Genomic DNA, 18,460 nt, shown 5'->3' on the forward strand with positions numbered 1-18,460 from the left:
CCTTTCCTGCATCTGCGGCTGGGGAGGAGGGTCAGCCGTCGACGCGGATCACCTTGTTTTCCGGGTCATAGGGGCTGTCCTCGGTCACCACCGCATCCCAAAGCTGGCGCTGCATCCGGACCTTCAGCTTGGTGCCCGGCTCGGCCAGGTCGGGGCGGACATAGCCCATGCCGATCGACTTGCCGAAGGCCACCGACCAGCCGCCCGAGGTCAACCGGCCGATCTTGGCCGCGCCGTCCTCGGTATAGAGCGCCTCGCGGCCCCAGGGATCGGCATCCGACGGCCCGTCGATCAGCAGGGTGCAGCATTTCGAGCGCACGCCGGTGTCCAGCATCGCCTGCTTGCCGTTGAAGTCCTTGCCCAGATCGACGAAGCGGTCCAGCGCGGCTTCCAGCGGCGTCGCATCGCGGCCAAGCTCGGTGCCGAAGGCGCGATAGGATTTCTCCTGCCGCAGCCAGTTCTGCGCCCGGGCGCCGACCAGCTGCAGCCCGTGCTTCTCGCCCGCCGCGACCAGCTGGTCCCACAGGTAGCGGCCGAACTCGACCGGGTGGTGCAGTTCCCAACCCAGCTCGCCGGTATAGGCGACGCGGATGGCGCGCACCGGGCACATGCCAAGCTCGATATTGCGCATCGTCAGCCACGGGAAACGCTTGTTGCCCAGCACGGTGTCCGGGTTCGCGTCGCGCACCAGCTCGTTCAGGATGGCGCGCGATTTCGGCCCGGCGATGGCGAAGACGCCCCATTGCGTGGTGATGTCCTGGATGATGACCTGGCCGAATTCGCCCTCCATCTCCTCGGCGGTCTTGCGCAGGTAGTCGCCGTCGTAATCGGTCCAGGCACCGGCCGAGATCAGGTAATAGTCGTCCTCGGCCAGCCGCACGATGGTGTATTCGGTGCGGGTGGTGCCGGTCTCGGTCAGCGCATAGGTCAGGTTGATGCGGCCGACCTTGGGCAGCTTGTTGGTGGTGAACCAGTCGAGGAAGGCGGTGGCGCCGGGGCCGTAGACCCGGTGCTTGGTGAAGGCCGAGGCGTCGATCAGGCCGGCGGTGTTGCGGACGGCCTCGGCCTCGGCCTTGGCATATTGCCACCAGCCGCCGCGGCGGAAGCTGCGCGAGGCGTGATCGTCGAACCCGGCAGGGGCATAGTAGTTGGGGCGTTCCCAGCCGTTCACCTGGCCCATCTGGGCGCCGGCCGCGATCTGGCGGTCATAGGCCGGGGCGGTGCGCAGCGGCCGGCAGGCCTCGCGCTCTTCATCCGGGTGGTGCAGGATGAAGACGTGCTCGTAGGATTCCTCGTTCTTGCGCGCGGCATATTCGGTGGTCATCCACTGGCCGAAGCGGCGCGGATCGAGGCTGGCCATGTCGATCTCGGCCTCGCCCGCGGTCATCATCTGCGCCAGGTAATGGCCGACGCCGCCGGCGGCGGTGATGCCGAACGAAAAGCCCTCGGCCAGCCACATGTTGCGCAGGCCGGGCGCCGGGCCGACCAGCGGGTTGCCGTCGGGGGTATAGCAGATCGGGCCGTTGAAATCGTCCTTGAGCCCCACGGTTTCCGAACTGGGAAGCCGGTGGATCATCGACATGTATTCTTCTTCGATCCGTTCCAGATCCAGCGGGAACAGGTCGGCGCGGAAGGTTTCCGGCACGTCGTAGAGGAAGCGCGCGGGGGCATTGCGCTCATAGGGGCCGAGGATCCAGCCGCCGCGCTCCTCGCGCACATACCATTTCGCGTCGGCGTCGCGCAGCACCGGATGCTCGGGGTTGCCGGCCTCGCGCCAGGCCAGCAAGGCCGGGTCGGGCTCGGTGACGATGAACTGGTGCTCGACCGGGATCGCCGGGATCTTGATGCCCAGCAGCCGGGCGGTGCGCTGCGCGTGGTTGCCGGTCGCGGTCACCACATGCTCGGCGCGGATCTCGAACTCCTCGCCCGAGCCGACCAGGTTGCCGCCCTTTTCGATCATCTTCTCGCAGGTGACGACCCATTCCTCGCCGGTCCAGCGATAGCCGTTGACCTGGATCTTGCGCTCGATGCTGGCGCCGGCCATGCGCGCGGCGCGGGCCATGGCCTGGGTCACGTCGGCCGGGTTGATATAGCCGTCGGTCGGGTGGAACAGCGCGCCCTTGAGCCCGTCGATATTCACCAGCGGCCAGCGCTCCTTGATCTGGGCGGGGGTCATGAATTCATGCTCGACGCCCACGGTCTCGGCGATCGAGGAATACAGCTCGTATTCGTCCATCCGGTCCTGGGTCTGCGCCATGCGCAGGTTGCCGCAGCGGGTGAAGCCGGCGTTCAGCCCGGTCTCGGCCTCGAGCCCGGCATAGAGCTTGACCGAATAGTCGTGGATGTGGCTGGTCGCGTAGCCCATGTTGAACAGCGGCAGAAGCCCCGCCGCGTGCCAGGTCGAGCCGGCCGTCAGCTCGTCGCGTTCGACCAGCAGCGTGTCCCAGCCGGCGCGCGCCAGATGCAGGGCGATGCCGCAACCGACGGCGCCGCCGCCGACCACCAGGGCCTTCACATGGGTTTTCATGGCTAGCGACTCCTTCTCCGCGCCCAAAGCTCCCTTACCGGATTAGAGCTTTCCCGGGGTCAGTCTGCCGTATCCCGGCGACATATTCTCGGCAAAAAGCGACATGGCGCGATTTGGCGGCGGCGCGAAAACGAACGCCCCGGAAAACCGGGGCGCGCGGGTCACAGCATCGAGGGCACCACCAGATCCGGCGGCCGGTGCCCGTCGGCGAAGGTCTTGATATTGATGAGCACTTTCTCGCCCATCTCGACCCGGCCCTCGACGGTGGCCGAGCCCATATGCGGCAGCAGCACGACATTGGGCAGCTCGCGCAGCCGCGGGTTGATCTCGTGCCCATGCTCGAAAACGTCGAGGCCGGCGCCGGCGATCTCGCCGGCGCGCAGCATCCGGGTCAGGGCGTTCTCGTCGATCACCTCGCCGCGCGAGGTGTTGATGACCACGGCCGAGGGTTTCAGCAGCTTCAGCCGCCGGGCGTTAAGCAGGTGGAAGGTCGAGGGCGTGTGCGGCGCATTCACGCTGATGATGTCCATCCGCGCCAGCATCTGGTCGAGGCTCTCCCACCAGGTGGCCTGCAGCTCGGCCTCGACCTCGGGGCGCAGGCGGCGGCGGTTGTGGTAATGCACCTGCATGCCGAAGACATTGGCGCGGCGCGCCACCGCCTGGCCGATGCGGCCCATGCCCAGGATGCCCAGCCGCCGGCCGCCCAGCCGGCCGCCCAGATGCGCGGTCGGCGACCAGCCCTGCCAGCGTCCGGCCTGCATCTCGGCCAGCCCCTCGGGAATGCGGCGGGTCACGGCCAGGATCAGCGCCAGGGCCATGTCGGCGGTGTCCTCGGTCACCACGCCGGGGGTGTTGCTGACCAGGACGCCGCGCTGGCGGGCGGAATGCACGTCGATATGGTCGACGCCCGCGCCGTAATTGGCGATCAGCTTCAGCTTCTCGCCGGCCTGGGCCAGCATGGCGGCGTCGATATGGTCGGTCACCGTCGGCACCAGCACGTCCGAGACGCGCATGGCGGCGCAAAGCTCGTCGCGACTCATCTTGTGATCGTCGGCGTTCAGGGACACGTCGAAAAGCTCGGACATCCGGGACTCGACCGCCTCGGGCAGGCGGCGGGTCACGGTAACTTTAAGGCGCGACCGGGTCGGATCGGTCGTTTGAACGGCGGGCATGGTCGCTCCTCTCTTCCAAAGCCGGGCGGGTTTTGGCAAAGTGCCCGCGATGCGGGGCGCGCACAAGACCCCGAAATTGCAGGACGGGCATATGAAGCAAGGACAGGCTTGGCTCGGCGCCATGGCATTGGCGCTCGGGACATGGTTCGGGGTCGCGGCACCGGCGCAGACCACCAATCCGGGCGAGAACCTGGACGCGAAGCCGGTGCCCGGACTGTCGGCCGATGCGACGATCAGCCGCCACCAGGACGGCGAGCGCGACCCGCATCGCGGATCGGTCACCAACCTGCCGCTGCCGCGCTATGTCAGCCTGAAGGGCAGCGAGGGCAATGCACGGCGCGGCCCAAGCCTGTCGCACCGCATCGACTGGGTGTTCCGCCATGCCGGCATGCCGCTGCGCGTGGTGGCCGAGTTCGGCCACTGGCGGCGGGTCGAAGACCAGGACGGCGCCGGCGGCTGGGTGCATTACTCGCTGCTGTCGGGCGTGCGCACCGCCATCGTCACCAAGGACATGCTGGACCTGCTGGCCCGGCCCGAGCCGCGCGCCGATGTGATGGCGCGGGCCGAGGCCGGCGCCATCGTGCGGCTGCACGAATGCAATCCCGACTGGTGCCGGGTCTCGGGCGGCGGCGAGAAGGGCTGGGTGCCCAAGACCGCGATCTGGGGTGTCGACGCGGGCGAGATCCGCGACTGATCAGCCAGCCTTGCGGATCACCACATGGCCCAGCGAGACACGCATCCAGTCGAAGCGCGACCGGCGCGGCGTGCCGGTGCCGAAGCTGGGATGGGTCATGTCCTCGGCGCCGCATTCGTCGATCAGCTCCTTGACGAAGCCGACCATGCCGCGGTCATGGCCGTGGAAGCGCCGCCGCACCAGGTTCCAGCGCATCCAGCCGGTCGCCTTGCGCAGCGGATAGACCGCCTGCACCAGCGCGGATTTGTGCATCCGGTCCAGCAGCTTTTCATGCGCGGCCAGGTCCGGGTCGGGCGGGCGGTAGTGCTTGCCGTCCGGGTATTGCGGCCAGTAGCCGGTGCCCCAATCCTCGATGAAGTAATAGCCGCCGGGCTTCAGGTGATGCTCGAACAGATGCCAGAAGCAGAGCCGCGCCAACTGTCCGACATGGGCGGCGTCGTCGATGATGACGTCGAAGCCCTCGGGCGCGCGCTCGGCGGCAAGGCGGTCCAGCACCGCCTTGTCCTGCTGCTCGCCGACATAGCAGCGCACCCGGCCGCTGTCGAAACGCGCCGGGCAGGGGGTGATATCCAGGCCGGTGATCTCGGCATTGGGCAGCCAGCTTTCCCAATGCCGCAGCGAATCGCCGCGGGCTATGCCCAGTTCCAGGAACTTCAGCGGCCGCTGCCGGATCGGTCCCAGATAGGTTTCGTAATTCGCGAAATAATGCGCGAGGCCCATCTTGTCGATCGGGACCTCGTCCACGCTCTGCATCAAGACCGTGCCGGGCAACGCCATGTCCCTCCCCGTGCCGTCCCTACCCAAGCCGGGCCTGCGGCCGCGGCAACTCGTGACCCGGAAAGGATAGGGGGCGGCCCGGGGCGCGGGCAAAGAAAATCATCGCGGCCTTGCCCAATAGACAGGCGCCGGCTCGGCGCGGGCATGGCCAAGGATGTTCGACGGGGTCGCCTTGCAGCCCCAGGTTGCGGAAATCCCCGCGAAACCGGCCGCCCCGCCGGGGGCGGCCGGGGCCGTCACATGGTCTGGCCGACCAGAGAATCGGTGCTGGCCGTGGCCTTCATGCATTGGTGATAGGTCAGCGTGGTCGAATCCTCGGTTATGCGCAGCGTGCCGTCCGGCCGGGTCTGCAGGTCCACCACGCGGTTGCCGGCGGCCGGAGAGCCCTCGCAGGCCAGGGTGACGCGGGTCTGGTTCACCTGTTGCTCGGCATTGGCGACGGTGCAGGTCGCGCCGGGGAACATGAACTTGTTGCCGTCGATGACCAGGCTCTTGTCGCTGGTCGGATCGCCGCAATTCGATTCCAGCAGGTTGTAGGTGCCGTTCAGGGCGCTGGACTGCGCGATCGGGCCCGGGGTGGGTTCGGGGGTCGTCGGCGCGACCTGATCGCAGGCCACCAGGCCCAGCGTCGCCACGGCAGCAAGGGCGAGAAGAGGCTTCATCACAGTCATTTCAATCTCCCGTTGTTTCAGGAAGCGTCGGCCAGCAGGCCGCGTCCTCTCAACAAAGCGTGAACCCCCGGTTTTCGTTCCCTGAATTTCAACCAAAGTTCGTCCGCCGGCAGGGAATCGCCTTTCGACAGGATCCAGCGTTCGAGCTTGCGGGCGGTTTCCGGATCGAAGGCGTCACCCTTTTCCAGGAAGGCGTCGAAGGCGTCGGCATCCATCACCTCGGACCACATGTAGCTGTAATAGCCGGCGCTGTAGCCGTCGCCGGAAAACACATGCGCGAAATGCGGCGTGGCATGGCGCATCGGGATGGCGGCCGGGGCGCCCAGTTCGGCCAGCAGCCCGGCCTGCCGCGCCATCGGGTCGGAAGGCGGCGGGCCCCGGTGAAAGGCCAGGTCGACCAGGGCGCTTTCCAGATATTCGGTGGTGGCAAAGCCCTGATCGGCATTTCTCGCCGCCAGGATGCGGTCGCGCAGCGCCGCCGGCAGCGGCGCGCCGGTCTCGGCATGGCGGGCGTGGCGGTCCAGCACCTCGGGCTGCTCCAGCCAATGCTCGAAAAGCTGGCTCGGCAGTTCGACGAAATCCCGTGCCACCGACGTCCCCGAGATCGAGGGCCAAGCCACGTCGGAGAGGATATGGTGCAGCGCGTGGCCGAATTCATGGAACAGCGTATGGGCGTCGTCCCAGCTGAGATAGCAGGGCGCGCCGGCGGTCTCGGGCGGGGTGAAGTTGCAGACATTGACCACGATGGGCCGCTGGCCGGCGCCGATCCCGTGCTGCTGCTGCAAGGACGAGCACCAGGCCCCCGAGCGCTTGCTGGGCCGGGCGAAGTAATCGCCCAGGAAGACGGCCATCTGCCGGCCGTTCCGCGTGATCTCCCACGCCCGGACATCGGGCGACCAGAGCGGCGCGTCGAAGGGCCGGAACTCCAGCCCGAACAGCCGCTGCGCGGTGTCGAAAACCGCGCCGATCATGGCGTCGAGCGTCAGGTAGGGCTTGACCGCCGCCTCGTCGAGATCGTGCTCGGCCTTGCGGCGGCGCTCGGCGTAGAAGCGCCAGTCCCAGGGCTCCAGCGCGCCGTTCACGCCATCCTCGTGCAGCATCTGGGCCAGGCGGGCGGCATCGGCCTCGGCCCGCGCCTTGGCCGGGGCCCAGACCTGCATCAGCAGCGCCTCGACATTGGCGGGCGCGCCGGCCATCTCGGGTTCCAGCTTGTAGCTGGCGAAATCCGGGTAGCCCAGAAGCTGCGCACGCTCATGCCGCAGCGCCAGGATCTCGGCGGCGATGGGGCGGTTGTCGGTCGCGGCGCCGCCGGCGCCGGCGCCGCTGCCGCGCGCCGTCCAGGCCCGCCAGGCCACCTCGCGCAGGGCGCGGTCCTCGGCATGTTCCAGGAAGGGCACGATCAGCGAGCGGTTCAGCGTCACCACCTGCCCGGGCAGGCCGCGTTCGCGCGCCGCCGCCCGCATCGAGCGCAGCAGCCAGTCCGGCAGCCCCGCCAGCCCGGCATCGGGCACCGCCAGGGTGAAGTCCCGCTCGTCGGTCAGCACGTTCTGGGCGAAATCGGTCGAGAGCACGGCCAGACGCTCGCGGATCGCCGCCATGCGCTGGCGCGCGGCGCCGGTCAGGCCGGCCCCGGCCCGGCGCAGGCCGCGCAGGCTCAGTTCGGTCAGCCGGCGATCCTCGGGGGGCAGCCCGTCCCTGTCCTGCATGATCGCCTCGACCCGGTCGAAAAGCCGCGGGTCCATGCTGACCTTGCTGCCATGCGCCGCCAGCCGCGGGGCGATCTGGCGTTGCAGCGCCTGGCGCGCCGGGTTGGAATCGACGCCGGTCAGGGTGAAGAAGATGGCGCAGAGCCGGTTCAGGGGATCCTCGGCGGTTTCCAGCGCCGCGACGGTGTTTCGGAAGGTCGGCGGTTCGGGATTGGCGGCGATGGTCTCGACCGCGTCGCCGGCCAGTTTCAGACAGACGTCGAAAGCGGGGGCGAAATCCTCGTCGCGGATCCGGTCGAAGCGCGGCAGCCCCAGCGGGCCGGTCCAATGGGTGAGTTCGGGGTTCATGCGAGCCTCCTGTTCGGTTGCCCGCGAGTGTTTCAGCCCTGCCGGAAATGTCCAGAGCCCGCGAGCCCCGAACAGACCGGGCAATCGGCGCGGCGGGCGATTTTCATCACCCGGTTCTCGCCATAGAGCCCGTCGAAGATCAGCATCTGCCCGCGCAGCGGCTCGCCCGCCCCGGCGATCAGCTTGATCGCCTCGAGCGCCAGCATCGAGCCGATCACCCCCGGCAAGGGTCCGACCACGCCGGCCTCGGCGCAGGCGGGGGCAAGACCGGGGGCCGGCGCCTGCGGGAAGATGCAGGCCATGCAGGGCGCGCCGTGTCCAGGATCCCAGACCGTCACCTGGCCTTCCCATTGCGCGATGGCACCGGCGACCAGCGGCACGCCGGCCCGCACGCAGGCGGCGTTGACGGCCTGGCGGGCGGCGAAACTGTCGGTGCCGTCGATGACCAGATCATGGTCGGCGACCAGCGCGGCGTCCTCGGCCGTGATGCGGCGGTTCATCGCCGTGACCGCGACATGCGGGTTCAGCGCCAGCATGGCGGCACGCGCTGCCTCGGCCTTGAGCGCGCCGTCGTCCGAGGCGCGGAAGATCACCTGCCGCTGCAGGTTCGACAGGCTGACCCGGTCGTCGTCGGCGACGGTGATCCGCCCGACGCCGGCGGCAGCGAGGTAAAGGCAGACCGGCGCCCCCAACCCGCCCGCGCCGACGACCAGCACCCGCGCCCGGCGCAAGGCAGCCTGTCCCGGCCCGCCCAGTTCGCGCAGCACGATATGGCGGGCGTAGCGGTCCAGTTCCGCATCCGAGAGCGGGCCCGGATCGGCCCCGGATTCGGGCGCGGACCCATCGGCGGGTTCGGGCGAAGGCTCGGCTGCGGCCTGCTTCGCCGGCACCAGCCCCGGCCCGTCATGCGGCAGCGCGACGCTGTGGCGGTGCAGCAGGCGCAGGGCCAGCCAGGCCGAGACGCCGATCAGGGCCATGGCCAGCAGCCAGATCAGCGCATGGGGGGACCATTGCACGAAACGCGAAAAGGCGTTGTCCGGCCAGCGTTGGACCGCGCCGGCCACCGCCAGCCACAGCAGGACGGCGGCCATTCCCAGCAGCCAGCCGCGCAACCGCAGCCAGTAAAGCCAGCCCAGCACCGCGCCATAGCCCAGAAGCCACCAGCCGCCGGTCAGCCAGACCAGCACCAGCAGAAGGATGAGGACAGGCACCGCCCCGCCCCGTCAGCCCCGGCCGGTCGAGCCGAAGCCGCCCTCGCCGCGCGCGGTCTGGTCCAGCGCCTCGGCCATCACATAGGCCGCGCGCGTCACCGGGGCGACGACGGCCTGGGCGATGCGTTCGCCGTGGTGGATCGCATAGGGCGCGGCGCCAAGGTTGATCATGATCACCCCCAGCGGGCCGCGATAATCGCTGTCGATGGTGCCCGGCGTGTTGGGCAGCGTCACGCCATGCTTCAGCGCCAGGCTGGAGCGGGGGCGGATCTGCATCTCGTAGCCCGCGGGGATCTGCACGCGCAGCCCGGTCGGCACCAGGCGGATCTGGCCGGGCTCGAGCACCAGCTTGGCCCCGTTCATCCCGGCCCCGCCCAGATCGGCCCGCAGGTCGGCACCGGCCGAGCCGCGGGTCTGGTATTCGGGCAAGGGCAGCGCCGGATCGGCGCCCGGTTCGCGCAGAACCAGAATCGTCACCTCGGCCGCCATCACCCTGCCTTATTTCGGAGCGATCATCATGACCATCTGACGCCCTTCCAGCTTGGGCATCGATTCGACCTTGCCGGCCTCGCCCACATCGGCGGCGACCCGGCCCAGAAGTTCCAGTCCCAGCTGCTGATGCGCCATCTCGCGGCCGCGGAAGCGCAGGGTCACCTTGACCTTGTCGCCCTCGCCCAGGAATTTCATCACCGAACGCATCTTCACGTCGTAATCATGGGTATCGGTCCCAGGGCGGAACTTGATTTCCTTGATCTCGATGATCTTCTGCTTCTTGCGGGCCTCGGCCTCGCGCTTCTGCTGTTCATATTTGAACTTGCCGAGATCCATGATCTTGCAGACCGGCGGCACGGCATTGGGCGAGATCTCGACCAGGTCCAGCCCGGCCTCCTGCGCAAGCTCCATCCCCTTGGCGGGGGTCACGACGCCGACGTTTTCGCCATCCGCGCCGATCAGGCGGATCTCGGCGACTCGGATGCGTTCATTGACGCGGGGGCCGGTGTCACGGGTGGGCGGAGCGTTATGCGGTCTGCGGGCTATGGCTGTCTTCCTTGTATGGCCAGAGGTTTTGCGCGGTTAAATAGTCTTGCAGGGCCGCGTTTTCAACCGGATTCGCAGTCGGGCGCCAAGGTTTCGGCAGGATGGATCGCGGTTTCGCGCCCCAGTTGACGCAGGCGTGAGCGGCCGCGCGGCGCGTGTGCCGCCGGGATGCTTTTCCCCCTGCCCGCGACATGGCATAGATGCGTTTGCGCCGCTGCCCTGACGGAGACCCGCATGAAGAAGTTCCTTGTCCTGATCGTCGTGCTTGCCGCCGCCGCCGCTGCGGCCTGGTTCTGGCGCGAGGGGGCCTTCAGACCGACGCCCGCGCAGATGCCGGCACCCGAGGCGACCCCCGAAGCCGCCGCCCCGCCCGTCGCCGAGGATGCGCCCGCCGCGCGGGACACGGCGCAGGACAAGGCCAATGCGGCCGCCGATGCCGCCGCCGACGCCGCCGCCATTGCCGCGGATGCGGCGGCGGATGCTTCGTCCTCGGCGGATTCCGCCGCGGTCGGCCCGGCCAGCTCGGCCGCCGAACAGGCCGAGGCCGCCGCCGAAAGCGCCATCGCCGCGGCCGACCGCGCCGCCGAGGCCGCGGCCCAGGCCGACACCACCCCGCAGCAGGCCGAGGCCGCCGCCATCGCCGCAGGCACCGCCGCGCGCGAGGCCGCCAGCGCCACGCGCGAAGCCGGCAGCGCCGCCAGCCGGGCGGTCGAGATCGACTCGGCCCTGACCCCGCAGGGCTTCGATGCCGGCAAGGTGCGCGCCATCATCGACGCCTCGTCGCTGGCGCCGGCCCGCAAGGCCGAACTGGCGGCGCTGCTCGACCGTGCCGGCTCGGACCCCGCGGCGCTGACCCGGGCGCTCGACCAGATCAAGGCCGCCCTGCCGTGAGCTTCCGCCCCCTCGCCCAGTTCCTGCGGGAATCGCCCGACCGGCTGGTCAAGGGCCCGATCGCACTGGTGCTGATCGAGGACCAGGCGGCCGTCGCCCAGACGCTGGAGCATCTTCTGAAGGCGGGATTTCGGCTGATCCTGGCGCTGTCGCCCGAGCCGCTGCCCGCCCATGCCGTCCCCGAGACCGGCGCGACGAAGATCGTCAACCTGCGTCACGAGTCGCGGCACGGCCGCGCCCATGTCGAGGCGGTGAACATCGCCATCGAACTGATGCCCGAGGGCACCTGGCTGTATTACGGCTACAACGCGGAATTCCTGTTCTATCCCTTCTCGGAGCATCGCACGGTGGGCGAGATGCTGGCCTTCCATGCCGAGGAGCGGCGCAGCGCCATGCTGACCTATGTCGTGGACCTCTATGCGCCCGACCTGCAGCGTTTCCCCGACGCGATCAGCCTGAACGAGGCGATGTTCGACCGCACCGGCTATTTCGCGCTCGGCCGCGCCGACCGCCAGGGCCGCCACAAGGAGCGGCAGCTGGATTTCCATGGCGGGCTGCGCTGGCGCTTCGAGGAATACATTCCCCAGGACCGCCGCCGCATCGACCGCATCGCGCTGTTCCGCACCCGGCCGGGCCTGCGCCTGTTGCCCGACCACCGCTTCAACGTCGAGGAATACAACACCTATGCCTGCCCCTGGCATCACAACCTGACCGCCGCCATCGCGTCGTTCCGGGTGGCCAAGGCGCTGGTGAAGAATCCCGGCTCGCGCGCGCATATCCGCAGCTTCCGCTGGCGGAACTCGTATCCCTTCCGCTGGAATTCGCAGCAGTTGATGGATTTCGGCCTGATGGAGCCGGGGCAATGGTTCTAGACCCCGCCTGGCTGGCGCGGCACGCACCGCACGCCCGCCCCGCCGACGATTTCCGCGACGAGGGCGACGTGGACTATGCCCGGGTCATCCACTCTGCCGGGTTTCGCCGGCTGCAGGGCAAGACGCAGATCCTGAACCTGGGCGACAGCGATTTCTACCGCACCCGCCTGACCCATTCGCTGGAGGTGGCGCAGATCGCCGGCGGGCTGGTGCAGCACTTGCAGGGGACATTCCCCCAGCACCCCGCCGCGGCCGCCCTGCCCGGCCGCAGCATGATCCAGGCCATCGCCTGCGCGCATGACCTGGGGCATCCGCCCTTCGGCCATGGCGGCGAGGCGGCGCTGAACTGGTGCATGCGCGATGCCGGCGGTTTCGAGGGCAATGGCCAGACCCTGCGCCTGCTGTCCCAGCCCGTCGACGCGGCGCCCGAGCCCGGCGTGAACCTGACGCGCCGCAGCCTGTTGGGAGTGCTGAAATACCCCGCCAGCTGGTCGCGACTGCAGAATCCGGCGCTGCGCCCGCGCCTGCACGACAGGCTGTCGGTGCTGCGCAGCATCGACGCGGCGGCCTCGACGCCGCCGAAATGCCACCTGGATTGCGAAAGCGGCGTGGTGGACTGGATCCTCGCCCCGCTCGACCCCGAGGACCGGCTGCGCTTTGCCGAGATCCGCACCCATGCAGGCGGCCACGCGACCACGCTGCACAAATCGCTGGATTGCAGCATCATGGACGTGGCCGACGACATCGCCTATGGCGTCCACGATCTCGAGGACGCCATCGCGCTGGGGCTGGTCTCGGCCGAGGAATTGCGCGCCGCGCTGCCGCCCGAGGCCGGCGGCGGGTTCGGCGATCACCACCGGATGGTGGCGCAGCTGTTCGGCCCGCCCGCCGCGCGCAAGCGCTGCATCGGCGCGCTGGTGCATCACTTCATCGGCGCGGTGCGCTTCCGCGAGGAACCCGGCTTCCGCGAGCCGCTGCTGCGCTGGCGGGTCGAGCTGGCCGAGGCGCCGCGCCGCTTGCTGGGGGCGCTGAAGGGCTTCGTCTTCGACCGGGTGATCCGCAGCGCCGGGGTGCAGCAACTGGAATTCAAGGGCCAGGCCATGGTGGTCGAGGTCTTCGAGGCGCTGCGCTCGGACCCCGGCCGGCTGCTGCCCGGCGAATGGCGGGCGCGTTTCGCCGAGACCGGGGGCGAAAACGGGGATGGCCTGCGCATCCTCTGCGATTGCGTCGCCGCCATGACCGACACCGCCTTGCTGCGGACCTATGAGCGGCTGTTCGCGCCGCGCATGGGCTCGGTCTTCGACCGGCTCTAGGCGGCGCTGACCCGCCAGATCACGTCGCCCACGTCGTCGGCCATCAGAAGCGACCGGCCGTCCGGGCCGATGGCGACGCCGACCGGGCGGCCATAGGAATGCCGCTCGTCCTCGGACAGGAAGCCCCAGAGGATGTCGCGCGGCGGACCCGAGGGGCGGCCGCCGGAAAAGGGCACGAAGATCAGCTTGTAGCCGGACAGGGTCGAGCGGTTCCAGGAACCGTGCTGGCCGATCACCATGCCGTCCGGAAAGCCGGGCAGCGTGCCCTCGGGCATCCAGCACAGACCCAGCGAGGCGGTATGGCCGCCCAGCGCGTAATCCGGGGTGATGGCGCGGGAGACCTCGGCCGGGTCCTGCGGCACGCGGTCGTCCACGGTCTGGCCCCAGTAGCAATAGGGCCAGCCATAGAAGCCGCCGTCCTGCACCGAGGTCAGGTAGTCGGGCGGCGTCTCGTCGCCCAGCCCGTCGCGTTCGTTCACCACCGTCCAGAGCGCGCCGGTCGTGGGCTCCCAGGCCAGGCCGACCGGATTGCGCAGGCCCGAGGCGAAGATCCGCGCCCGGCCGGTTTCCAGCTCCAGCTCCCAGATCGCGGCGCGGCCTGCCTCGGCCTCCATGCCCTCGTCGCCGATATTGGTCAGCGAGCCGACGCCGCAGTAAAGCCGCTTGCGGTCGGGCGAAACGATCAGGCTGCGCGTCCAGTGGCCGCCGGGCTTGAACGCGACCAGCCGGCGGCCGGGCCCGTCGAGCCGGACCGCGCCCGGCTGATAGGCGAAGGCGACGATGCCGTCGGTATTGCCGACGAAGAAGGTTTCGCCGACCAGGGCCATGCCGAAGGGCTGGCGCTGGCGCTCCAGAAACACCTCGCGCGTTTCGGCCACGCCGTCTCCGTCACTGTCGCGCCACAGCGTGATGCGGTTGGCGCTGGTGCCCAGCGCCCGGGCGCGGCGCATGGTGGCCTGGGTGGCGCGGTCGAGCAGCGATTTCGGCGGGCTGGCCTCTTGCAGCGCTTCGGCCACCAGCACGTCGCCATTGGGCAGGACCTCGATCCAGCGCGGATGCTGCAGCTCGCGCGCGAAGGCGTTGACGCGCAGCCCGGGCGCGGCCTTGGGCAATTGTCCCGGCGCCCAGCCGCGGGCGGTGGGCATCTTCAGGGTCATGATGCCCTGTTTCTTCGCCTGCGGAATGGCGGGGCTGGGGCCGAATGCCGCGCGGCGAGGTGCGCCCATGCGCCGCATCAACACCATCGCACCGCCCACGATCGCCGTCGCCTTTGCCAGAAGATCCATGCCTTGTCCTTCCGTTTGCACCCTTCCCGTTTGCGCAAGCCGAGGCTAATCGGGATGCGGCGCGGGTCAATCCGGTTTTCCGGGCCCGCGTTCCGGGCCCGCGTTCTGGACCCGAATTGCGGGGGGTCCGAATTGCGGGAAGCCGGCCCCAAGCGGCGGGGGCAGCGCCGGCGGCGCCGTCCCATGGCTATTGGGGCAACGAAGAAAAGGTCAGCCGCGCGCTGCGCGGATCAGCGCCGCCAGCTGCTCGGTCGAGGGATCGTGGCCGGGGGCGGGCTTGCCCTCGAGCAGCGGGGCGACCTTCAGCGCCAGTTCCTTGCCGAGTTCGACCCCCCATTGGTCGAAGCTGTTGATGCCCAGGATCACCCCCTCGGCAAAGACCCGATGCTCGTAAAGCGCGACGATCTGGCCCAGCGTGAAAGGATCGAGCTCCGCGATCAGCAGCGTCGTCGAGGGGCGGTTGCCGGGAAAGACCCGGTGACGGGCCTGGCGTTCCAGTTCGGCGCCGGTCAACCCCTTGGCGCGCATGAGATCCAGCGCCACGTCCAGCGAGCGGCCGCGCATCAGCGCCTCGGATTGCGCCAGGCAATTGGCGGTCAGCAGCAGGTGGTGATGCGCAAGCTCCGGCTCGTGGCCGCGGGCGGCGACGATGAATTCGCAGGGCACGATGGCGGTGCCCTGGTGGATCAACTGGTAGAAGGCATGCTGGCCGTTGGTGCCCGGCTCGCCCCAGACCACCGGGCCCGAGGGCAATGTCAGGTCGCTGCCGTCCATGGCCACCCGCTTGCCGTTCGATTCCATTTCGAGCTGCTGCAGATAGGCCGGCAGCCGCGCCAGTCGGTTGTCATAAGGCAGCACGGCGCGGGTGCCATAGCCGCAGATTTGATGGTGCCAGATGCCCACCAGCGCCAGGATCACCGGCAGGTTCTCTGCCAGCGGCGCCTGGCGGAAATGCCGGTCCATCGCCGCGCCTCCGGCCAGGAAGCGGTCGAACTGCCCGGGTCCGATGGCGATCATCAGCGACAGCCCGATCGGCCCCCACATGGAATAGCGTCCGCCGACCCAATCCTCGAACCCGAAGACGCGGGCCGCGTCGATGCCCCATTCGGCGGTCCGGTCGGTGGCCGAGGACAGCGCGGCGAATTGCGCCGCCGGCTGCGCCACCGTCTTCGCCATCCAGTCCAGCGCGGTTTGCGCGTTGGTCATGGTCTCGATGGTGGTGAAGGTCTTGGAGGCAACGATGACCAGCGTGGTCGCCGGATCGAGCCCGGCGATGGTGTCGGCGATATCGGCGCCGTCCACGTTCGAGACGAAATGCAGCCGCGGCCCGTCGTGCCAGGGCGAGAGCGCGCGGGTCGCCATGGCTGGACCCAGGTCCGAGCCGCCGATGCCGATGTTGATCACGTCGGTGATCTTGCCACCCTGGCCCGCGAAGCTGCCGTCGCGGACGCTTTGCGCGAAGGCGCCCATGCGGGCGTGGGTGGCGCGCACCTCGGGCATGACGTCCTGGCCCTCGACCATGACGCTGGCGTCAAGGTTGCGCAGCGCGGTGTGCAGCACGGCGCGATCCTCAGTCTCGTTGATGCGCTGGCCCGCGAACATCGCCTCGCGCCGTTCGGCGACCGGCTGCGCCAGTTCCAGCAGCAGCGCCCGGGCGGTGTCGTCGATGGAGGTCTTGGACCAGTCCAGCACCAGCCCCTCGGCGCGGGTGGAAAAGCCCGCGGCGCGGGCCGGGTCGGCGGCAAACAGCGCCTCGATCCGCAGCGCGCCTTGCGATTTGCGATGGTCGGTCAGTCTGGTCCAGATATCGGTCATGTCACTCTGCCCAATGCACGGTGATGTCGCCCAGGAAGGCCCGGATCGGCGCCTCGGTCGGGTCGAGACCCTGCGCACGCTCGAAGGCCTCGCGCTTGTCGGCGCCGGCGATCAGCAGATGGGTGTTGATGGCGCCGCCGAGCGCCGAGGCGGTCAGGGTGATCCGCGGCTCGTCCTTCAGGCTGTTGATGGCCATGACGCTGGGCGCATCGGGGGCCAGCGCCAGCACCGTTTCGGAGGCCGAGGGGAACAGGCTTGCCGTATGCATGTCGGTGCCCATGCCCAGAAGCAGCACGGTCAGCGGCAGATGCGGGGCGATGGCCTCGGTCAGCGCCGGCACCGCGGCCTCGGGGCGCGCGTCGCCGGTATAGAGGTCGATGTAATGCGCCGCCGCCGCCTTGTCCTTGAGCAGGTGGCGGCGCAAAAGCCGGCCGTTCGAGCGCAGGTGCTCTCCATCCACCCAGCGCTCGTCGTTGAGCAGCACGGTGACGCGCGCCCAGTCCACCTCGCTGCCCGAGAGGTAGTCGTAAAGCGGCGCCGGCGTGGTGCCGCCCGGCACGCAGAGACTGGCGGCGTCGTTCACCCGCAGATGCTGCGAAAGCTGCCCGGCCAGCCGGTCCGCCAGCGACAGGAACAGCATCTCGCGATCGGCATATTCGATGAATTCCACGCTCATGAGCGGATCTCCCTCCAGCGGCGGTTGTCGCGGTGCAGCAGGCGCAACGCTTCCTCGGGGCCGCTGGATCCCGGGTCGTAGGGTTCCGGCCGCTTCGAGCCGTTCTCCCATGCCGCGATGATCGGGTCGGTCCAGGCCCAGGCCGCCTCGACCTCGTCGCCGCGCATGAACAGGGTCTGGTTGCCGCGGATCACGTCCATGATCAGCCGTTCATAAGCGTCCGGCATGTCGGTGCCATCGGCCCCCAGCGCGTCGGCAAAGCTCATGTCCAGCGGCACCTGCACCAGCCGCATGCCGCCCGGCCCCGGTTCCTTAATCATCATGGTCAGGTTCATGCCTTCGTTCGGTTGCAGCTTGATGACGAGCTGGTTGGCCTTGTGGGTGCCGCTGTCGTCGAACAGCGAATGCGGCGGCTCCTTGAAGGTGATGACGATCTCGCTGGTGCGGGCGCGCAGCCGCTTGCCGGTGCGCAGGTAGAAGGGCGTGCCGGTCCAGCGCCAGTTGGCGATATGCGCCTTGAGCGCGACGAAGCTTTCCGTGCGCGAGGCCGGGTTCTCGGCATCCTCCAGATAGCCGGGACCGTCGGGACCGGCCAGGTACTGGCCGCGCACGATGTCGCCGGCCGGCACCGGCTCGAGCGCCCGGATCACCTTGAGCTTCTCGTCGCGCACCGCATCCGAGTCGATGTGGTAGGGCGGCTCCATGGCGATCAGGCACAGAAGCTGCATCAGGTGGTTTTGCACCATGTCCCGCATGGCGCCGGAATGGTCGTAATATTCGCCGCGGCCGCCGACGCCGACCGTCTCGGCCACGGTGATCTGCACATGGTCCACATATTGCGCGTTCCACAGCGGCTCGAACAGGATATTGGCGAAACGCACCGCCATCAGGTTCTGGACGGTTTCCTTGCCCAGGTAATGGTCGATCCGGTAGATCTGCCGTTCCGCGAAATGCCGCGCCAGGGTGGCATTGAGCGCGCGCGCGGTTTCCAGATCGCGGCCGAAGGGTTTCTCGACCACGATGCGGCTGTCCCCGTCGGCGATGCCGTTCGCGGCCAGGCGCTCGGCGATGTCGCCAAACAGCGCCGGCGCGACCGAGAAGTAGAAGCCATGGGCGACGCCGGGCCTGGTGCGCGCCTTCAGCTCGGCCCAGCCTTCGGTGCCGCGGGCGTCGATGGCGACATAGCCCAGCATGTCGAGAAAGGCCGCGACCTGCGCCTCGTCCTCGTGCTTGCCGACGAATTCGCGGATCGCCTGGCGCATGTCGGCGCGAAACGCCGCGTCGTCCTGCCGGGTGCGGGCGGCGCCGATGATGCGGGCGCTGCCCGGCACCTGTCCCGCCACGAACCGCCGATAGAGGCCGGGCACGATCTTGCGCCGGGCCAGGTCGCCGGTGGCGCCAAAGATCACCAGGTCGAAATCCTCAACCGGAATGATGCGTGAAACCATCGCTGCCTCCTCATC

Annotated in this window: 16 protein-coding genes; 4 read left to right on the forward strand and 12 right to left on the reverse strand. The window is 69.1% G+C overall.

The features are described 5' to 3' along the window. Positions 1 to 31: 31 nt before the first annotated feature. Both NBE95_RS12030 and NBE95_RS12035 read right to left on the reverse strand, forming a co-directional pair. Positions 32 to 2,527 (reverse strand): FAD-dependent oxidoreductase, encoded by a 2,496-nt coding sequence (locus tag NBE95_RS12030; protein WP_289895679.1) that lies wholly within the window; start codon positions 2,525 to 2,527, stop codon positions 32 to 34. 161 nt (positions 2,528 to 2,688) lie between these two features. Next, positions 2,689 to 3,699: a D-glycerate dehydrogenase gene (locus NBE95_RS12035; RefSeq protein ID WP_289895680.1), complete on the reverse strand. Its 1,011-nt coding sequence runs from the start codon at positions 3,697 to 3,699 to the stop codon at positions 2,689 to 2,691. Positions 3,700 to 3,820: 121 nt separating this feature from the next. Here NBE95_RS12035 and NBE95_RS12040 point away from each other — a divergent pair, with 121 nt between their 5' ends. After that, positions 3,821 to 4,393, forward strand: a complete 573-nt coding sequence (locus NBE95_RS12040) for an SH3 domain-containing protein (protein WP_289895681.1) — start codon at positions 3,821 to 3,823, stop codon at positions 4,391 to 4,393. Here the strand turns inward: NBE95_RS12040 and NBE95_RS12045 are convergent, their stop codons facing one another. The 6 genes from NBE95_RS12045 to infC all read right to left on the reverse strand — a co-directional run bounded on the left by NBE95_RS12045 (position 4,394) and on the right by infC (position 10,144). Then, entirely contained in the window at positions 4,394 to 5,170 is a 777-nt protein-coding gene (locus NBE95_RS12045) for a class I SAM-dependent methyltransferase (RefSeq protein ID WP_289895682.1), read from the reverse strand. It abuts the gene before it with no gap. Positions 5,171 to 5,406: 236 nt separating this feature from the next. After that, positions 5,407 to 5,832 (reverse strand): hypothetical protein, encoded by a 426-nt coding sequence (locus tag NBE95_RS12050; protein WP_019353621.1) that lies wholly within the window; start codon positions 5,830 to 5,832, stop codon positions 5,407 to 5,409. A gap of 26 nt (positions 5,833 to 5,858) precedes the next feature. Next, a complete protein-coding gene (locus NBE95_RS12055; RefSeq protein WP_289895683.1) occupies positions 5,859 to 7,895 on the reverse strand; it encodes a M3 family metallopeptidase in 2,037 nt (678 codons plus the stop codon). A 32-nt stretch (positions 7,896 to 7,927) separates the two neighbouring features. Then, complete coding sequence (moeB, locus tag NBE95_RS12060; protein ID WP_289895684.1) at positions 7,928 to 9,106, reverse strand: molybdopterin-synthase adenylyltransferase MoeB; 1,179 nt, start codon at positions 9,104 to 9,106, stop codon at positions 7,928 to 7,930. A gap of 12 nt (positions 9,107 to 9,118) precedes the next feature. Further along, positions 9,119 to 9,595 carry a dUTP diphosphatase gene (gene dut / locus NBE95_RS12065; RefSeq protein ID WP_289895685.1) on the reverse strand — a complete coding sequence of 159 codons (477 nt, stop codon included), beginning with the start codon at positions 9,593 to 9,595 and terminating at the stop codon, positions 9,119 to 9,121. A gap of 9 nt (positions 9,596 to 9,604) precedes the next feature. Continuing rightward, positions 9,605 to 10,144 carry a translation initiation factor IF-3 gene (infC, locus tag NBE95_RS12070; protein ID WP_354670369.1) on the reverse strand — a complete coding sequence of 180 codons (540 nt, stop codon included), beginning with the start codon at positions 10,142 to 10,144 and terminating at the stop codon, positions 9,605 to 9,607. Positions 10,145 to 10,378: 234 nt separating this feature from the next. Between infC and NBE95_RS12075 the strand changes: the two genes are divergently transcribed. The 3 genes from NBE95_RS12075 to NBE95_RS12085 are packed head-to-tail and all read left to right on the forward strand — an operon-like array spanning position 10,379 to position 13,220. Next, on the forward strand, positions 10,379 to 11,035 hold the full coding sequence (locus NBE95_RS12075) for a hypothetical protein (RefSeq protein WP_289895686.1): 657 nt from the start codon (positions 10,379 to 10,381) through the stop codon (positions 11,033 to 11,035). Further along, on the forward strand, positions 11,032 to 11,907 hold the full coding sequence (locus NBE95_RS12080) for a glycosyltransferase family 2 protein (protein WP_289895687.1): 876 nt from the start codon (positions 11,032 to 11,034) through the stop codon (positions 11,905 to 11,907). The genes NBE95_RS12075 and NBE95_RS12080 overlap by 4 nt, the downstream gene beginning before the upstream one ends. Continuing rightward, a complete protein-coding gene (locus NBE95_RS12085; RefSeq protein ID WP_289895688.1) occupies positions 11,898 to 13,220 on the forward strand; it encodes an anti-phage deoxyguanosine triphosphatase in 1,323 nt (440 codons plus the stop codon). The genes NBE95_RS12080 and NBE95_RS12085 overlap by 10 nt, the downstream gene beginning before the upstream one ends. On the opposite strand, the gene NBE95_RS12090 is transcribed toward NBE95_RS12085, so the two are convergent. From NBE95_RS12090 to zwf, 4 genes are all read right to left on the reverse strand, one after another. Then, on the reverse strand, positions 13,217 to 14,506 hold the full coding sequence (locus tag NBE95_RS12090) for a sorbosone dehydrogenase family protein (protein ID WP_289895689.1): 1,290 nt from the start codon (positions 14,504 to 14,506) through the stop codon (positions 13,217 to 13,219). The two genes, NBE95_RS12085 and NBE95_RS12090, sit on opposite strands and share 4 nt — an antisense overlap. 210 nt (positions 14,507 to 14,716) lie before the next feature. Beyond that, positions 14,717 to 16,321, reverse strand: a complete 1,605-nt coding sequence (pgi, locus tag NBE95_RS12095; RefSeq protein WP_289895690.1) for a glucose-6-phosphate isomerase — start codon at positions 16,319 to 16,321, stop codon at positions 14,717 to 14,719. 1 nt (position 16,322) lies between these two features. Continuing rightward, positions 16,323 to 16,997 carry a 6-phosphogluconolactonase gene (pgl, locus tag NBE95_RS12100; protein WP_289895691.1) on the reverse strand — a complete coding sequence of 225 codons (675 nt, stop codon included), beginning with the start codon at positions 16,995 to 16,997 and terminating at the stop codon, positions 16,323 to 16,325. After that, a complete protein-coding gene (gene zwf / locus NBE95_RS12105; protein WP_289895692.1) occupies positions 16,994 to 18,445 on the reverse strand; it encodes a glucose-6-phosphate dehydrogenase in 1,452 nt (483 codons plus the stop codon). Before zwf ends, pgl begins: the two co-directional genes overlap by 4 nt. Positions 18,446 to 18,460 lie beyond the last annotated feature (15 nt).

This window comes from Paracoccus sp. TOH, from assembly GCF_030388245.1.
GTDB lineage: Bacteria > Pseudomonadota > Alphaproteobacteria > Rhodobacterales > Rhodobacteraceae > Paracoccus > Paracoccus simplex.